We start from the raw sequence: 13,591 nt of genomic DNA, 5'->3' as shown, positions 1-13,591 counted from the left end.
TCGTGTCATGTCCAGTATCGCAACAACATCAGGCGCTATCCCGCAGCCGGGCGCCAGCACCAAGGCCAGCACAAGGGATTGGATTGCCGTTCTCGCCGGCATGATCGGCGCCTTCATGGCGATCCTCAATATCCAGATCACCAATGCCTCCCTCCTTGATATCGAAGGCGGCATTGGCACAGGCGTCGACAACGGCGCCTGGATCTCCACCTCCTATCTGATCGGCGAGATCGTCGTCATTCCGCTGACGGCCTATTTCAGCAATGTCTTCTCGTTCCGCCGCTATATCCTCGTCAATTCCATCCTCTTCCCGATCTTTTCGATGGCCTGTGCCTTCGCCCATGATCTCGGCACGATGATCCTGCTGCGCGGCCTGCAGGGCTTTGCCGGCGGCGTGCTGATCCCCATGGCCTTCACCATGGTGCTGACCAAGCTGCCGAAGAGCCAGCAGCCGCTTGGCCTTGCCGTCTTTGCCTTGTCGGTCACCTTCGCCCCGGCCATCGGCCCGACGATCGGTGGCTACCTGACCGAGAACTACGGCTGGCAGACGATCTTCTTCATCAACACTATCCCGAGCCTCATCATGGCGGCGGCGCTCGCTCTGACGCTTGAAAAGCAGCCGATGCAGCTTCACCTTCTGAAGGAGGGCGACTGGGCCGGCATCGTCACTATGGCAATCGGCCTTTCGGCGCTGCAGACCGTACTGGAAGAGGGCAACAAGGACGACTGGTTCTCCTCGCCCTTCATCGTCAAGCTCGGCATCGTGGCCTTCGTTTTCCTGGCCGCCTTCATCTGGATCGAGCTGACCGTCAAAAAGCCGCTGGTAAAGCTGCGCCTGCTCACACAGCGCAATTTCGGCATCGGCGTGCTGGTCAACGTGCTGGTCGGTGTGGCGCTCTTCGGTACGGTCTATATCCTGCCGCAATATCTCGGTCAGGTGCAGCGCTATAATGCCGAGCAGATTGGTAACGTGCTTGCCTGGACCGGTCTGCCACAGCTCTTGCTGATCCCGCTCGTGCCTGTTCTGATGAAGCGCTTCGATGCTCGCTATATCGGCTTTCTCGGTATCTCGATCTTCGCAATCAGCTGCTTCATGAACATCACGCTCTCGGCCAACAATGCCGGTGACCAGTTCTTGATCCCGAATATCGTGCGCGCCATCGGCCAGGCCCTGGTGCTGACCCCGATCACTGCGATCACCACAGCCGGCATTGCGCCCGCAGATGCCGCTGCTGCCTCGGGCCTCACCAACATGCTGCGCAATCTTGGTGGTGCGGTCGGCACGGCTTCGCTTGGCACGATCCTGACCAAGCGCGAGCAGTTCCATTCCAACATCATCGGCCAGTCGATCACATTGACCCGTGACGAGGTGCGCGATCGGCTGACCCAACTGTCGGGCTATTTCACGCAGCATGGTGTCACCGATCCGGCCGTCGCATCGCAGAAGGCGGTCGTTGCCCTCGGTCAGATCGTCAAGCGCCAGGCGCTGATCATGGGCTTCTCCGATACGTTTGCGGTCATCGGCGTGGTGCTGGCGCTGGCAGCAATTGCCTTGCTTTTCACCAAAAAGCCGCAGGCTGGTGGAGGCGCAGGCGCGCATTGAGGCGCCCGGTCGAAACAAAAACAGGCCCACCGGGCCTGTTTTTTTGTTGCGTCTCATGCGGACCGATTACCGGCGATGGGGATATGCTTTTCAGACGCCGTCATGCCGCCTTCAGCAAGGGCAGCAGCTGTGCGCCCTGCCGTTTGATCTCCGAAAGATAGGGCGTGTCGGACAGAACGAAATGGGTGATGCCGAGCTCCTGGTATTTGCGCAGCGAACGGGCGACATCTGCGGGGGAGCCGACCAGCCAAGTCGTGCCCGCGCCGCCGCCGCCGAATTTGCCGGGCGTGGTGTAAAGATTGTCGTCGAGCACTTCACCGCGCTGATGAAGGTCGAGCAGGCGCTGCTGGCCGACGGCGACGGCCCGCTGGTGGTCGTGCCAGCCGGCACCGCTATTTTCTGCCATTTCGGCGACCTTCGCCTCGGCATCGGCCCAAGCTTCTTCTGTCGTGTCGCGGACCAGCGTCGTAATCCTCAGCCCGAATTGAAGCGGCGGCAGGTCGCGGTCGAGGTCGCGGCTCAGCCGCTTCAAGCGATCGATCCGTTCCCGCACGCCATCAAGCGGCTCACCCCAAAAGAGCTGGACGTCAGCTTCGGTGGCCGAGACGCGCTCGGCCGCTTCCGATGCACCACCGAAATAGAGTTTCGGATGGCGGCGCTCGCCGCGAGCCTCGATGCGTGGAACGACGGTGGATTCGCTGACCCCGAAATGCTCGCCGGCAAAGGTGACGTTTTCCTCGGTCCATAGTTTTCGCACCAGCCGCATGAATTCCTTGGTGCGGCCATAGCGATGCGCCTGATCGCCTTCGCTGTCACCATAGGCGGCCAGATTGTCTTTGCCGGAGACGATGTTGACGCGCACACGTCCACCGGTGAGATGATCGAGCGAGGCGGCCGACGATGCGAAATTCGCCGGTCGCCAGTAGCCGGGGCGGATCGCGATCAGCGGCTCGAAGGTCGTTGTCCGTGCGGCAAGTGCAGTTGCCAGAGTAAAGGTGTCCGGCCGGCCCCAGCCGGTGCCGATGAGCGCGCCCTTCCAGCCATGCTCTTCAAGTGCCTTGGCATGGCTCGTCAGCGTTTCCAGGCTATTGTGGTTTTCTGCTGCTGAATCGCCGCGGTGGCCGGGTTTGACGGCATTGGGGATGTACCAGAGGAATTCCGGATTGCTGCTCATGCGATGCGCCTGCGGTTTCTATGATTGGATAGGATAGCCGGGTTTCCCTGCGAGCCCGGCTGTCCCGTGTCTCTGCGGTGATGTATTACCCGGCGGCCCGGGCGGCTTCGCCCTGCTGCGCCTTGAGCGCCAAGCCATTCGGCGGGCGGCGAAGGCCGAGGTTCTCGCGCAGTGTCGTGCCCTCGTACTCTTCCCGGAAAAGACCGCGCTTGCGCAGGATCGGCACCACCTGATCGACAAAATCCGTCAAACCTGTCGGCAGGACAGGCGGCATGATGTTGAAGGCGTCGGCGGCACCATTGTCGAACCATTCCTGCATCGCGTCCGCCACCTGTTCCGGCGTGCCGACCACCGAGCGGTGGCCGCGGGCAGTCGCGACCGCCAGATAGAATTCGCGCAGCGTCATATTGTTGCGGGAGACCAGATCGGTGACCAGCTTCAGGCGGCTCTTGTTGAGCTCGGTGTTATCAGGAAGCGGCGGGGCAGGATCGTCGAGCGAATAAGCGGAGAGATCGACGCCCTTGTAGTGCCGCGACAGGATGTTCCAGGCGACCGAGGGGTGAACGAGCGACTGGATGTAGTCGTAATTTGCTTTGGCCTCAGCCTCCGTGCCGCCGAGCACCGGGAAAATGCCGGGGCTGATCAGTAGCTCGTCCGGGCTGCGGCCGTAGCGGGCAAGACGTCCTTTGACGTCGGAGTAAAATTCCTGAGCGTCTTCCAGCGTCTGGTTGGCGGTAAAGATCATCTCGGCGGTGCGCGCTGCGAGCTCGCGTCCGGGCTCGGATGCGCCGGCCTGGACGATGACGGGGTAACCCTGAACCGGGCGTCCGACATTCAACGGCCCGCTGACACTGAAGAACTGGCCCTTGTGATTGAGCTGATGCACCTTGTCCGGATCGAGGTAGACGCCGCTTTCCTTGTCGCGGATGAAGGCATCATCCTCGTAGGAATCCCATAAGCCCTTCACCAGGTCGACGAATTCCTCGGCCCGTGCGTAACGGTCGGCATGGGCCGGGTGGCCCGGGATAGAGAAATTCTTGGAGACATCGGCGCCTGTGGTGACGACATTCCAGGCCGCACGCCCCTTGGAAATATAGTCGAGCGAGGCGAATTTACGGGCGAGCAGATAGGGGTCCTCGTAGGTGGTGGAGGCAGTCGCGACAAAGCCGATATTGCTCGTCACCTGCGAAAGCGCCGCCCATAGGGTCACTGGCTCGAAATGAGCGCCCTGGGCCGTGCGGCGCAAGGCTTCCGGATCCTTGGCGCGCTCCCAGCCGGCGGGGCTGTCGGCAACGAAAACCAGGTCGAACTTGCCGCGTTCGGCGGTCTGAGCCAGTTCGCGATAGTGATCGATATTCAAGCCGGCATCGGCCTGCGCGTCCGGGTGGCGCCAGGCGGCAATATGATGGCCCGTTGCCATGATGAATGCGCCAAGCCGTATCTGTCTTTTCTGACTGGCCATGATGACGATCTCCGTTGGTTTCAGGCGGCGCGGCGGCCGGGGGCATCAACCCCGAGTTGGCTCAGAAGACGGGTTCGGATCTGTGCGAAGCGCGGATCGCCGTGATCGCGCGGCGCCGGCAGGTCGATGCGCAGATCCTCCACGAAACGGCCCTCGTCGAGCACCAGGATCCGGTCGGCGAGCGAGATCGCCTCATCGACATCATGGGTGACGAGCAGAACGGCGGGGCGGTGTTTCGCACAAAGCTCCCGCAAGAGGTCATGCATCTTCAGCCGGGTCAGCGCATCGAGCGCGCCGAAGGGCTCGTCCGCCAGCAGCAGGGCCGGCTCGCGCACCAGCGAGCGGGCGAGCGCCACCCTCTGCTGCTCACCACCGGAAAGCTGGTTCGGCCAGGCAGTTTCCCGTCCTCCGAGACCGACTTCGGCGAGCGCCTTGCGTCCGGCTTCCTGTCCGGTTTCACCCGGCAGGCCGAGCGTGACGTTCTGGATGACCGTGCGCCAGGGCAGCAGGCGGGCATCCTGAAAGACCACCGAGAGTTTTTCCGGCGTCTCGAGCGTACCCGTTCCCTCGACTTCGTGGTCGAGGCCGGCAAGGGCTTTGAGGAAAGTGCTCTTGCCTGATCCGCTTTTCCCGAGCAGGGCCACGAACTCGCCCTCGCCGATATCGAGATCCACGCCGTCGAGGATCGTCTTTGCAGCAAAACGCCGCACGAGATTTGCGACGTGGACGGCAGGCTTTAATTGGCCAGAGTGCGGCGCCATGACAGAACCCTCCGTTCGAGCAGTCGGACGAGACCGTCCGATATGAGGCCGAGCAGCACATAGACCACAAGGCCGACGAGAATGACGTCGGTCTGGCCATAGGTGCGGGCAAGATCGATCATGTAGCCGAGGCCGCTGGTGGAGTTGATCTGTTCGACCACCACGAGCGACACCCAGCAGAGCGTGACGGCAAAGCGCAGACCGAGAAGGAAACCGGGCAGGGCGCCGGGCAGTACGACCTGGAAGACGAAGTCCTTCTGGCTCATGCGCAGCGTCTCGGCCAGCTCGACGTAACGGCTGTCGATGCTGCGCAGTGCATTGTGGGTGTGGATGTAGATGGGGATGATGACGGCAAGCACGATGGTCGTGACCTTCATGCCTTCGCCAATCCCGAACCACAGGATAAAAAGCGGGATCAGCGCCAGCGTCGGGATGGCGCGCTTGATCTGGATCGGGCCATCGATCAGCGCCTCGCCGATGCGGGACAGACCGGCGATGACCGCGAGAGCCGTGCCGATGACAAGGCCGATGCTGAGGCCGAGCAGCGCGCGCGTCGCAGACGTCACGAAGTTGTCCTGCAGGCGGCCCTCGGCGATCAGCCGACCGAAGGCCTCGACGACCGTCCAGGGCGCCGAGAGAATGCGCGGATCGATCCACCCCAACGCTGATCCGGCAACCCAGGCCAGCACCAGCAGTGCCGGACCGATCTGCAGTCCGAAGGGTATCTCGCGTCCGGGGCCGAGCCTGCGGCGGGCGCGGGAGGCCGCGGGTTTTGCCGTCGCTTTTACGCCAGCGCTTTCGCGCGGCGATATCCGCGATGTCTTGACGTTATCTGCATCCCAGGTGGTTGCCATGCATGCGATCTCCTCTCTTCGCTATCGAACGGCACGCGCGATCACTGGCTTCTTGGCAGAGCGCCTGCAGCGATTTTTTGGAAGCGGTTGTCGAAGATCTGTTCAACATCGAAGGGCTTGTAGCCAAGCTCGGTAGCCAAGAGGTTGATGGTTTCCTGATGGCGCTTCTTCACGTCCGCCCAGCTATCGGGGATGACCTGGGTACCTGCGAGCTCGATAAGAAATTCGGCATCCTCGCGGCTCAGGCCCTGCTGGCCGATGTAATATTCCTTGATCCAGATCTCGGGATTCTGATCGACCCATTCGGTTGCGCGCGCCCAGAGGCGGACATATTCGGCAAGGGCGGCTGCTTTTGCGGGATCGTCCAGCACCCATTGCGGTGCGTAGAGATGGGAGGGGTCATCACGCAGGCCGTGCTCGACGAGGCTTGCGCCATCGGAGCCATACTGGCTGATGTAGCGGCGGATATTGACACCGCCGAGCGGCGCGATATCGACCTGCTTGCTGGCAAGTGCCTTCGGATAGACATCGCCGGTGCTCGGCAGCTCGACCAGCGTGGCGTCTTTCTTCGTCAGGCCTGCGGCATGGAGCGCGCGAAGCACGAGCGTGCCCTGGGCCTGGCCGGGGCTGAAAGCGATGCGCTTGCCGCGGAAATCTGTGAGCGACTTGACGTCGACGCCAGGCGCGATGCCGAAACGGTAGATTGGATTGGCAATGGGGTCCTTGCGTTCGCGATAGGCGATGTTGCGGACGGGCAGGTTGTTCCATGTTGCGAAGATCGACGGGATTTCGGCGACGGAGCCGACATCGAGAGCGTGCGCGCGGAAGGCTTCGGAGGTCTGTGGGCCGCCGCTGAGATTGGCCCATTTGACCTCGAAGGTGAGTTCCTTGATGAGGCCGGAAACCTCAAGGGCCTTCTGCGTCACCGGATCGCCGATCGTCAGAACCGTTCCCGACGGCACCTTGTCGAGCAACGGCGCGCCCGTCTCGGCCACTGCCACGTTGCTGAACATGCCGAGGGAGATGAGGCTGAGCACAGCCGTTCCCAATGTTTTTGCCAATGTCATTGTTGATGTTTCCCGTTTGAGGTTGCAATGTCAGGAAGCGATGACGCGAAGGGTGTCGAATTCTCTATAAAATCTGTAGACTATTTATTTCTTTCGTTCGCCGGTTCATGAAAAATCCTACCAATTGTGCAGGCGTGACAGACGCGCGTGTTGCCTGTTGAGCGCGTGGCGATTTCCAGCTCAGGCGAGAAGACGCGGCCTTGCGTTGTGATGTGGTGAGGGCAGAGCAGTGAAGCCAATGCAATACCCAAGCCATTTCGTCGTGGAACATTACATCAGGATCTTCTGTTAACTTTGCAGAAACCTTGTCTTGCTTCGGAGTGTGTATGAAATGCTCGCACTGTGAGGCTTGGTTACATTCCTTTACGTTCCGCTGTTAAAGTCACATCCGAAAGATCTGCTGAAGCGACTTTACGGTTGGACTAATGATGCTTGGTGCCGAGATCCTTGCATTCCTGGAGGCATGTCCGATGGCGGTGATCGTGCTCGACACCACCGGTCACGTCATCTTTGCCAATGCCGAAGCCGGGCATCTCCTCCATCTTGAAGACCGGGCTCACGGCGTAGGTATTACCGAACTCATGCCGGAATGGCCGTTGCTCTCGGGTGTCTCCACTGCCTTCATCAGCGATCATTCTGGTCATCGTCGGCTATGCCGCGTACAGGTCGTGAGCTGGCCTACTGGCACGGAGACGGTCACGGCTGCTTTCCTCGAGCCGGTGGATGACGAGCGTCCTGCTGGTTATGCGGCGCGCGAGGCCAATCTGCGCCTGCGCTATGTCATCGAGATGCTGCCGGAGGCGGTCTGCGTGTTCGACGCCAACGACCGCTATGTTCTCTGGAACCAGAAATATGCCGAGCTTTACGCTGATATAGCCGAGCATCTCAGGCCCGGTGTCGCCTTTGAGGATATATTGAGGACCAGTCTCGCCGGCGACGGGATGTGCGAGCTCGTCGAGGACAAGGAGGCGTGGTTCAGCGCCCGCATGCAGAAATTTCGTCAGCCTGTTTCGCAAGAAGAGCAGCAGCTGCGGGATGGCCGGTGGCTGCGCCACGACGACCGGCGCACGCCCGACGGCGGCGCGATCGGCATGCGCATCGATATTACCGGCCTCAAACAGCGGGAAGACTGGCTTCGCCAATTGTTCAACGCCAACCCCATGCCCATGCTTTTGTGCAATGGCGATAGTCTTACCATTCTGCAGGCCAACCAGGCAGCTGTTGATTTCTATGGCTTCCAACCTGCGACGCTACTGTCGAAGCGAGCCTGCGACATGCATGTCGACGGCGAACTCCAGGCATTTGAGAAAGTCCTCCTTCATCCCGACGGTGACTGTGATGCGCGAACGATCTGGCGACAGACGACGCGGGACGGATCGGAGCGCCACGTGCTGATCTATGTTCGTCAGCTCCACGAAGGGGCCGAGCATCGGCTGCTGCTCACTGTGGCCGATGTCAGCGACAGAATTCTTGCCGAGACTGAAGCCAATCGTTTGGCGCATCACGACATTCTCACAGGTCTGCCAAACAGGATGAAATTCTACAAAGCGCTCGAAAAAGCCCTTGCATCGGAGGACCGGGAAAAGGTCATTATCTGCTGTCTGGATCTGGATGGGTTCAAGCCCGTCAATGACACGTTTGGCCATGCTGCCGGGGATGAAGTGCTGAAAAATGTTGCCAATCGGCTGCAGATGCATGCGCGAGGTCATCTGGTCGCCCGGCTCGGGGGCGATGAATTCGCAATCCTGATGACGGGAGAAAGAGGCGAAGCGATTGATCTCGCCGAGCGCTGCATCGGCGCCTTCGAGCAGCCTTTTACCATCAATGGTCTTGCCATCCGCCTCGGCATCAGCGTCGGCATTGCTGCAGCTGACGGAGTGGACCACGAAGCGCTCATGCAGGAGGCGGACCGGGCGCTCTATCGCGCCAAGGCCGATGGTCGCAACATCTGGCGCATGACACTTCAGGATCTGTCTGTTCCGAAGCGGGCCAAAGCCTGATCGGTCCGTCAGCTCTCGTCCTGCCTTGCTGCAAGCAGCCAATCGCGAAACGTTCTTGCCTCGCGCGAGAGGCCCTTTGCCTCGATGAGCCAGTACGCCTTGTCCATATCGGAAGCCCTCTCGAAGAGGGAGACGAGCGAACCTGCCGCGATCTCCTCTGCGATCAGCGCGGTTGGGCAAAGTCCGATACCCTGGCCGCTGATCAACGAGCCGATCATGAGATTGAAGTCGGCAAAAACAGGTCCGGCCTTCGGTGCGGAATTGATGCCGACGCCTGACAACCAGCGCGCCCAGGCATCGATCGTCTCGTCATGCAGGATTTCACAGGCAAGCAGGTCAGCTGGCTTGTGAAAGGGGCCATGCCGGGCGAGGAATTCCGCAGAACAGGTTGGTCTGGTTGCTGCATCCAGGAGCTTGATGGCGCCGGGGCCTGGTCGCACGCCGTGGCAGACTAGGAGATCGGCACCTGCCGCTTCGGGCGTCCTGGCATCGAGCGCATAGACGATGTTGATCCTGATATCAGGATAAGCAACTCTCAGTCTCGGCAGCTGCGGAATGAGCCATCGCACTGCCATCGAGGGAATGCACGCAACGCTGACCGGGCGGCTGTTTGCTTCCAGCCTCAACTGCCCGGCGGCGACTTCGATATGCGCCAACGCATGCGTGACGGCTGCGCCGAATTCCCTGCCGGCGGCTGTCAGCGTCACGCCCCGGCTATGACGCAAAAACATGGGGATGCGGAGCCAATTCTCCATCGCCCTCACGTGCTGGCTGATGCCGGCCGGTTTCAGGTTCAGTTCGGCAGCCGCCCGGACGAAGCTTTCGTGGCGTGCGGCGGCTTCGAATGCCCGCAGTGATGCGAGGGGAAGGTTTCTCATGCCAGGATGACTAAGCAAAACTTGCCCATAGGGCAAGAAACATCTCGGTTGCCCAATGGCGCAACCTCGCTAAGAGTGCTCGGCGACTTATTGCGTGTCACCGGGCGCAGCACCGGAAGATCGCCAGCGGAGCGGAACTAACCGGATGTCGAAGAAGTCGATAGTGCCAATTCCATCTGACGCAGCCGAGCGGCGGTCAGCACCGCCCGTGGTCGTCTATCCCGTCGAAACGCTGCCGTCTGCCGATCTCGGTCTGCTCGAGGCCGCCCGTCAAACGCTGACGAAGGTCAGCGAGGTGATCGTGCCACCGCGCGAGGCAGGCAGCTTCCACGTTCCACAGGGGCATTTCTTTCGCATCGTCAGCATCGACGGTCCGCAGGTCGGTGACCTCAATCTGTGGAACGCTGCCAATCTCACCGAACGGTTTTTCAGCGGCAAGACACGGGCTCTGCACGCAACCCATGTCGGTGTCGGCGATCGTCTCTGGAGCACATTGCCGTATCTGCGCCCTATGGCGACGATCACCTATGACAGCCTCGGCTGGTATGGCTGGGATGACGACGGTGCCGGCATTCATGATGTCATCGGCACGCGCTGCGATCCCTATACGAACCGATTGCTGAAGGGTAGCGACTACCACCATTGCTGCCATTCGAACCTGACGCGGGCGCTCGCTGCCGACAGCGGCATGCCGCTCGAGCAGGCCGAGATGCATGTGCATGACGTGCTCAACGTCTTCATGTGCACCGGCTTCACCAGGGACACGCATCAGTATTTCATGAAGGCCAGCCCCGTCAGGCCGGGAGATTTCATCGAATTCTTTGCGGAGATCGATCTTCTCGGCGCCTTATCAGCCTGCCCAGGTGGCGATTGCGGCGCAAGCCATTCCAGCGATATGGCCGCATGCTATCCGTTGAAGGTCGAGATATGGAAGCCCGATCCCACGACACTCGCCAACTGGACGCCGCCGGAGCGAAATCCCTATCCGAGGACGCATCGATAAATCGGTAAGTCGCGCGGCCCTTTCATAGAAGAGTTGTCAGACGATCAGGATTGCCCTGAAATCATTCACGTTGGTGCCGGTCGGGCCGGTTTCGAAGAGGTCGCCGATCGCCTTGAAGCCGGAATAGCTGTCATTGCCGTCGAGCACGCGGCGCGGGTCGAAGCCGGCGGCGCGCAGTCGCTTGACGGTACCGCCGTCGGAAAATGCGCCGGCATTGTTTTCCGAGCCGTCGATGCCGTCGGTGTCGGCGGCAAGCACATGGATGGTGTTGTGCCCGTCGATTGCCAATGCGAGCGCCAGCGCGAATTCACCGTTGCGGCCGCCTTTGCCGCCCTTGGCACGCAGTGTCACCGTCGTCTCCCCGCCGGAGAGAATGACGGTCGGCTTCGTGAAAGGCCGGTCGCGGCCGGCGACCTCGCGAGCGATCGCCGCATGTACCAGCGCCACGTCGCGCGATTCCCCTTCGACAGAATCCGACAGGATCGCCGGTGTGATTCCCTGCGAACGTGCAAGTTCGGCGGCTGCCTCCAGCGATACGCCGGCCGATGCGATGATGTAGTGCTCATGGCCGGCAAAGGCCGGATCGTCCGGCCGTGGCGCATCGGCCTTTGGGGAGTTCAGATGATCGATAGTCGCCTGCGGCAGCTTGAGGCTGTACTGCTTGATGATCTGAAGCGCATCGTGCCGGGTCGAACCGTCGGGAACGGTCGGGCCTGAGGCAACATGGGCGGGATTGTCGCCGGGAATATCAGAGACGATCAGGCTGACGACGCGGGCCTTGGTCGCAGCCGCCAGCCGCCCGCCCTTGATGGTGGAGAGGTGTTTGCGCACGACGTTCATGGCCGAGATCGGTGCGCCAGAAGCAAGAAGCAACTCGTTCAAGAGGATCTCGTCCTGCAGCGTCAGCCCTTCGGGTGGGGAAGGCAGGAGCGCCGAGCCGCCGCCGCAGATCAGCGCGATGACGAGATCGTTTTCACCCAGGCCGGCGACGGTTTCCATCAGTCGTCTGGAGGCGGAAAGGCCGGCGGCATCGGGAACCGGATGAGCAGCTTCAATGATCTCGATATGATCGGTCGCGCAACCGTAGCCATAGCGGGTGACCACCACGCCTTCGAGCGGTCCGTCCCACACGCTTTCCAGCGCGCGTGCCATCTGCGCGGCCCCCTTGCCGGCGCCGATTACGACTGTCCTGCCATCAGGTTTCTCCGGCAAATGCGCGGTAATACCTGTCAGCGGATCGGCGGCGCGCACGGCGGCGGAAAATAGCGAAGTCAGGAAATCGCGGGGGGAGGGCATGGACATGATGATCTCTCTGGAGACACGGGCAGAAAGGATGGCTTTCCACGCTCCTAGGCATGGCTGTCGACATATCGCTTGTCAATGCAGGAGCCGTCCCCATCCGTTCGGTGTGATTGATAATCGTCCGGAGGCGGCTATCTATTGGCGAGAAAAGCAACAATCATTTGGAGAATTTGCAATGGTCAACGAACAGCAGTTGATCTCGAAGATTACCTGGCGGCTCATGCCATTCCTCGGAATCCTTTACCTCATTGCCTATATCGATCGTCAGAATGTCAGCTTCGCCAAGCTGGAAATGGTCGGTGCGCTCGGCATGAGCGAATATGCCTATGGCCTTGGCGCCTCGCTCTTCTTTATCGGCTACTTCCTTTTTGAAGTACCGAGCAACCTATTCCTCGACAGGTTCGGCGCACGCGTCTGGTTCGCCCGCATTCTCGTATCCTGGGGCATCGTTACCATCCTGCTCTCCTATACGCAGAATGCGACAATGTTTTACATCCTGCGTTTCCTGCTTGGCGTCTGCGAGGCAGGCTTCTTTCCGGGCGTCCTCTATCTTTTGACGCTCTGGTTCCCCTCGGATTATCGCGGCCGCATGGTGGGTCTCTTCATGATCTTCAGCGCACTTGCCAATGCCGTCGGCGCGCCTGTTGGAGGCATGTTGCTCGATCTCGACGGCTTCCTCGGCCATGCCGGCTGGCAATGGGTTTTTCTGGCGACCGGCATTCCGGCCGTCATTGCTGGTGTCGTTACCTTCTTCTATCTCTATGACCGCCCCGAAAACGCGAGGTTCCTCAGCAACGAGGAGAAGGGCTGGCTGACAGACCGCCTCGCGTCGGAAAATTCCGGCATGGATCACAATGCCGAGAACGGCTTCAAGGCACTCATCGACCCCCGTGTCCTGTTGATGGCGCTCTGCTACATCGCCTTCCCGCTTGCCGCCTATGGTCTCAGCTACTGGCTGCCGACCATCGTGAAAGCCTTCGGCGTCAGCAACACTGTGAACGGCTTGCTCAACATCATCCCGTGGGTACTCGTGGCGATTGCGCTCTGGGCGGTGCCGACTGCCGCCGACAAGGCGAAGGCGAAGACGCCTTATATTGTCATTCCTGCCTTCGTCGGTGCGGCCTGCCTGCTGCTCTCGGCGCTTGTTCCGAACAACACGCTGCAGTTCATCTTCCTGTGCATTGCCGCGGCCGGCATCTTCGCACCACAGCCGGTCTTCTGGAGCCTGCCATCTCGCTTTCTCAAAGGTGCGGGTGCTGCGGCGGGCCTCGCAGCCATCAATTCGGTCGGCAATCTCGGCGGCTTCGTCGCTCAAAACGTCGTGCCTTGGATCAAGGACGAAACCGGCAGCACGATTGCGCCGATGTTCTTTCTGGCCGTCAGCCTTGCGGTCGGCGCCCTGCTCGTCTTTGTCGTCGCTACGGTGATCGCGCGCAAGGAGCATGATGCCGTGCTGCGCGGCGCCTGAGGCCTTGGAGACATCGAAG

The 13,591-nt window shown here is 60.9% G+C and carries 11 protein-coding genes; 4 read left to right on the top strand and 7 right to left on the bottom strand.

All coding sequences use genetic code 11. From position 1 onward, the window contains the following. Positions 1-7: 7 nt before the first annotated feature. Complete coding sequence (locus ACR9ZQ_RS37260; RefSeq protein WP_481430339.1) at positions 8-1,603, top strand: DHA2 family efflux MFS transporter permease subunit; 1,596 nt, start codon at positions 8-10, stop codon at positions 1,601-1,603. Between the two features lie 100 nt (positions 1,604-1,703). Here ACR9ZQ_RS37260 and ACR9ZQ_RS37255 read toward each other — a convergent pair whose 3' ends face one another. The 5 genes from ACR9ZQ_RS37255 to ACR9ZQ_RS37235 all read right to left on the bottom strand — a co-directional run bounded on the left by ACR9ZQ_RS37255 (position 1,704) and on the right by ACR9ZQ_RS37235 (position 6,921). Then, the gene (locus ACR9ZQ_RS37255; RefSeq protein ID WP_310382382.1) at positions 1,704-2,777 is read right to left on the bottom strand and encodes an LLM class flavin-dependent oxidoreductase; all 1,074 of its coding nucleotides are present in this window, start codon (positions 2,775-2,777) and stop codon (positions 1,704-1,706) included. An 85-nt stretch (positions 2,778-2,862) separates the two neighbouring features. Then, the gene (locus ACR9ZQ_RS37250) at positions 2,863-4,239 is read right to left on the bottom strand and encodes an LLM class flavin-dependent oxidoreductase (protein WP_481430338.1); all 1,377 of its coding nucleotides are present in this window, start codon (positions 4,237-4,239) and stop codon (positions 2,863-2,865) included. 20 nt (positions 4,240-4,259) lie between these two features. Next, a complete protein-coding gene (locus ACR9ZQ_RS37245) occupies positions 4,260-5,000 on the bottom strand; it encodes an ABC transporter ATP-binding protein (protein ID WP_481430337.1) in 741 nt (246 codons plus the stop codon). After that, positions 4,976-5,854: an ABC transporter permease gene (locus ACR9ZQ_RS37240; RefSeq protein ID WP_310382385.1), complete on the bottom strand. Its 879-nt coding sequence runs from the start codon at positions 5,852-5,854 to the stop codon at positions 4,976-4,978. The genes ACR9ZQ_RS37245 and ACR9ZQ_RS37240 overlap by 25 nt, the downstream gene beginning before the upstream one ends. 41 nt (positions 5,855-5,895) lie before the next feature. Further along, on the bottom strand, positions 5,896-6,921 hold the full coding sequence (locus tag ACR9ZQ_RS37235; RefSeq protein WP_481430336.1) for an ABC transporter substrate-binding protein: 1,026 nt from the start codon (positions 6,919-6,921) through the stop codon (positions 5,896-5,898). Between the two features lie 425 nt (positions 6,922-7,346). On the opposite strand from ACR9ZQ_RS37235, the gene ACR9ZQ_RS37230 reads away from it, so the two are divergent. Then, the gene (locus ACR9ZQ_RS37230) at positions 7,347-8,921 is read left to right on the top strand and encodes a diguanylate cyclase domain-containing protein (RefSeq protein WP_481430335.1); all 1,575 of its coding nucleotides are present in this window, start codon (positions 7,347-7,349) and stop codon (positions 8,919-8,921) included. 8 nt (positions 8,922-8,929) lie between these two features. Here the strand turns inward: ACR9ZQ_RS37230 and ACR9ZQ_RS37225 are convergent, their stop codons facing one another. Beyond that, positions 8,930-9,799: a LysR substrate-binding domain-containing protein gene (locus ACR9ZQ_RS37225; protein WP_481430334.1), complete on the bottom strand. Its 870-nt coding sequence runs from the start codon at positions 9,797-9,799 to the stop codon at positions 8,930-8,932. A 145-nt stretch (positions 9,800-9,944) separates the two neighbouring features. Between ACR9ZQ_RS37225 and ACR9ZQ_RS37220 the strand changes: the two genes are divergently transcribed. Next, positions 9,945-10,802, top strand: coding sequence for an urea carboxylase-associated family protein (locus ACR9ZQ_RS37220; RefSeq protein ID WP_481430333.1), 858 nt, complete (start codon positions 9,945-9,947; stop codon positions 10,800-10,802). 36 nt (positions 10,803-10,838) lie between these two features. On the opposite strand, the gene ACR9ZQ_RS37215 is transcribed toward ACR9ZQ_RS37220, so the two are convergent. Further along, complete coding sequence (locus ACR9ZQ_RS37215; RefSeq protein ID WP_481430332.1) at positions 10,839-12,104, bottom strand: glycerate kinase type-2 family protein; 1,266 nt, start codon at positions 12,102-12,104, stop codon at positions 10,839-10,841. Between the two features lie 175 nt (positions 12,105-12,279). On the opposite strand from ACR9ZQ_RS37215, the gene ACR9ZQ_RS37210 reads away from it, so the two are divergent. After that, on the top strand, positions 12,280-13,572 hold the full coding sequence (locus tag ACR9ZQ_RS37210; protein WP_310382390.1) for an MFS transporter: 1,293 nt from the start codon (positions 12,280-12,282) through the stop codon (positions 13,570-13,572). The last annotated feature ends 19 nt before the right edge of the window (positions 13,573-13,591 follow it).

Source organism: Rhizobium sp. KNZ14-9A, from assembly GCF_056755015.1.
This window is presented reverse-complemented; position numbering and strand designations above follow the sequence as displayed.

Excerpts from the sequence above, each read along its gene's own strand:
- ACR9ZQ_RS37235 (WP_481430336.1), bottom strand. The coding sequence starts at position 6,921 with ATGACATTGGCAAAAACATTGGGAACGGCTGTGCTCAGCCTCATCTCC.
- ACR9ZQ_RS37245 (WP_481430337.1), bottom strand. The coding sequence starts at position 5,000 with ATGGCGCCGCACTCTGGCCAATTAAAGCCTGCCGTCCACGTCGCAAAT.
- ACR9ZQ_RS37220 (WP_481430333.1), top strand. The coding sequence starts at position 9,945 with ATGTCGAAGAAGTCGATAGTGCCAATTCCATCTGACGCAGCCGAGCGG.
- ACR9ZQ_RS37255 (WP_310382382.1), bottom strand. The coding sequence starts at position 2,777 with ATGAGCAGCAATCCGGAATTCCTCTGGTACATCCCCAATGCCGTCAAA.
- ACR9ZQ_RS37215 (WP_481430332.1), bottom strand. The coding sequence starts at position 12,104 with ATGTCCATGCCCTCCCCCCGCGATTTCCTGACTTCGCTATTTTCCGCC.
- ACR9ZQ_RS37225 (WP_481430334.1), bottom strand. The coding sequence starts at position 9,799 with ATGAGAAACCTTCCCCTCGCATCACTGCGGGCATTCGAAGCCGCCGCA.
- ACR9ZQ_RS37250 (WP_481430338.1), bottom strand. The coding sequence starts at position 4,239 with ATGGCCAGTCAGAAAAGACAGATACGGCTTGGCGCATTCATCATGGCA.
- ACR9ZQ_RS37210 (WP_310382390.1), top strand. The coding sequence starts at position 12,280 with ATGGTCAACGAACAGCAGTTGATCTCGAAGATTACCTGGCGGCTCATG.
- ACR9ZQ_RS37260 (WP_481430339.1), top strand. The coding sequence starts at position 8 with ATGTCCAGTATCGCAACAACATCAGGCGCTATCCCGCAGCCGGGCGCC.
- ACR9ZQ_RS37230 (WP_481430335.1), top strand. The coding sequence starts at position 7,347 with ATGATGCTTGGTGCCGAGATCCTTGCATTCCTGGAGGCATGTCCGATG.
- ACR9ZQ_RS37240 (WP_310382385.1), bottom strand. The coding sequence starts at position 5,854 with ATGGCAACCACCTGGGATGCAGATAACGTCAAGACATCGCGGATATCG.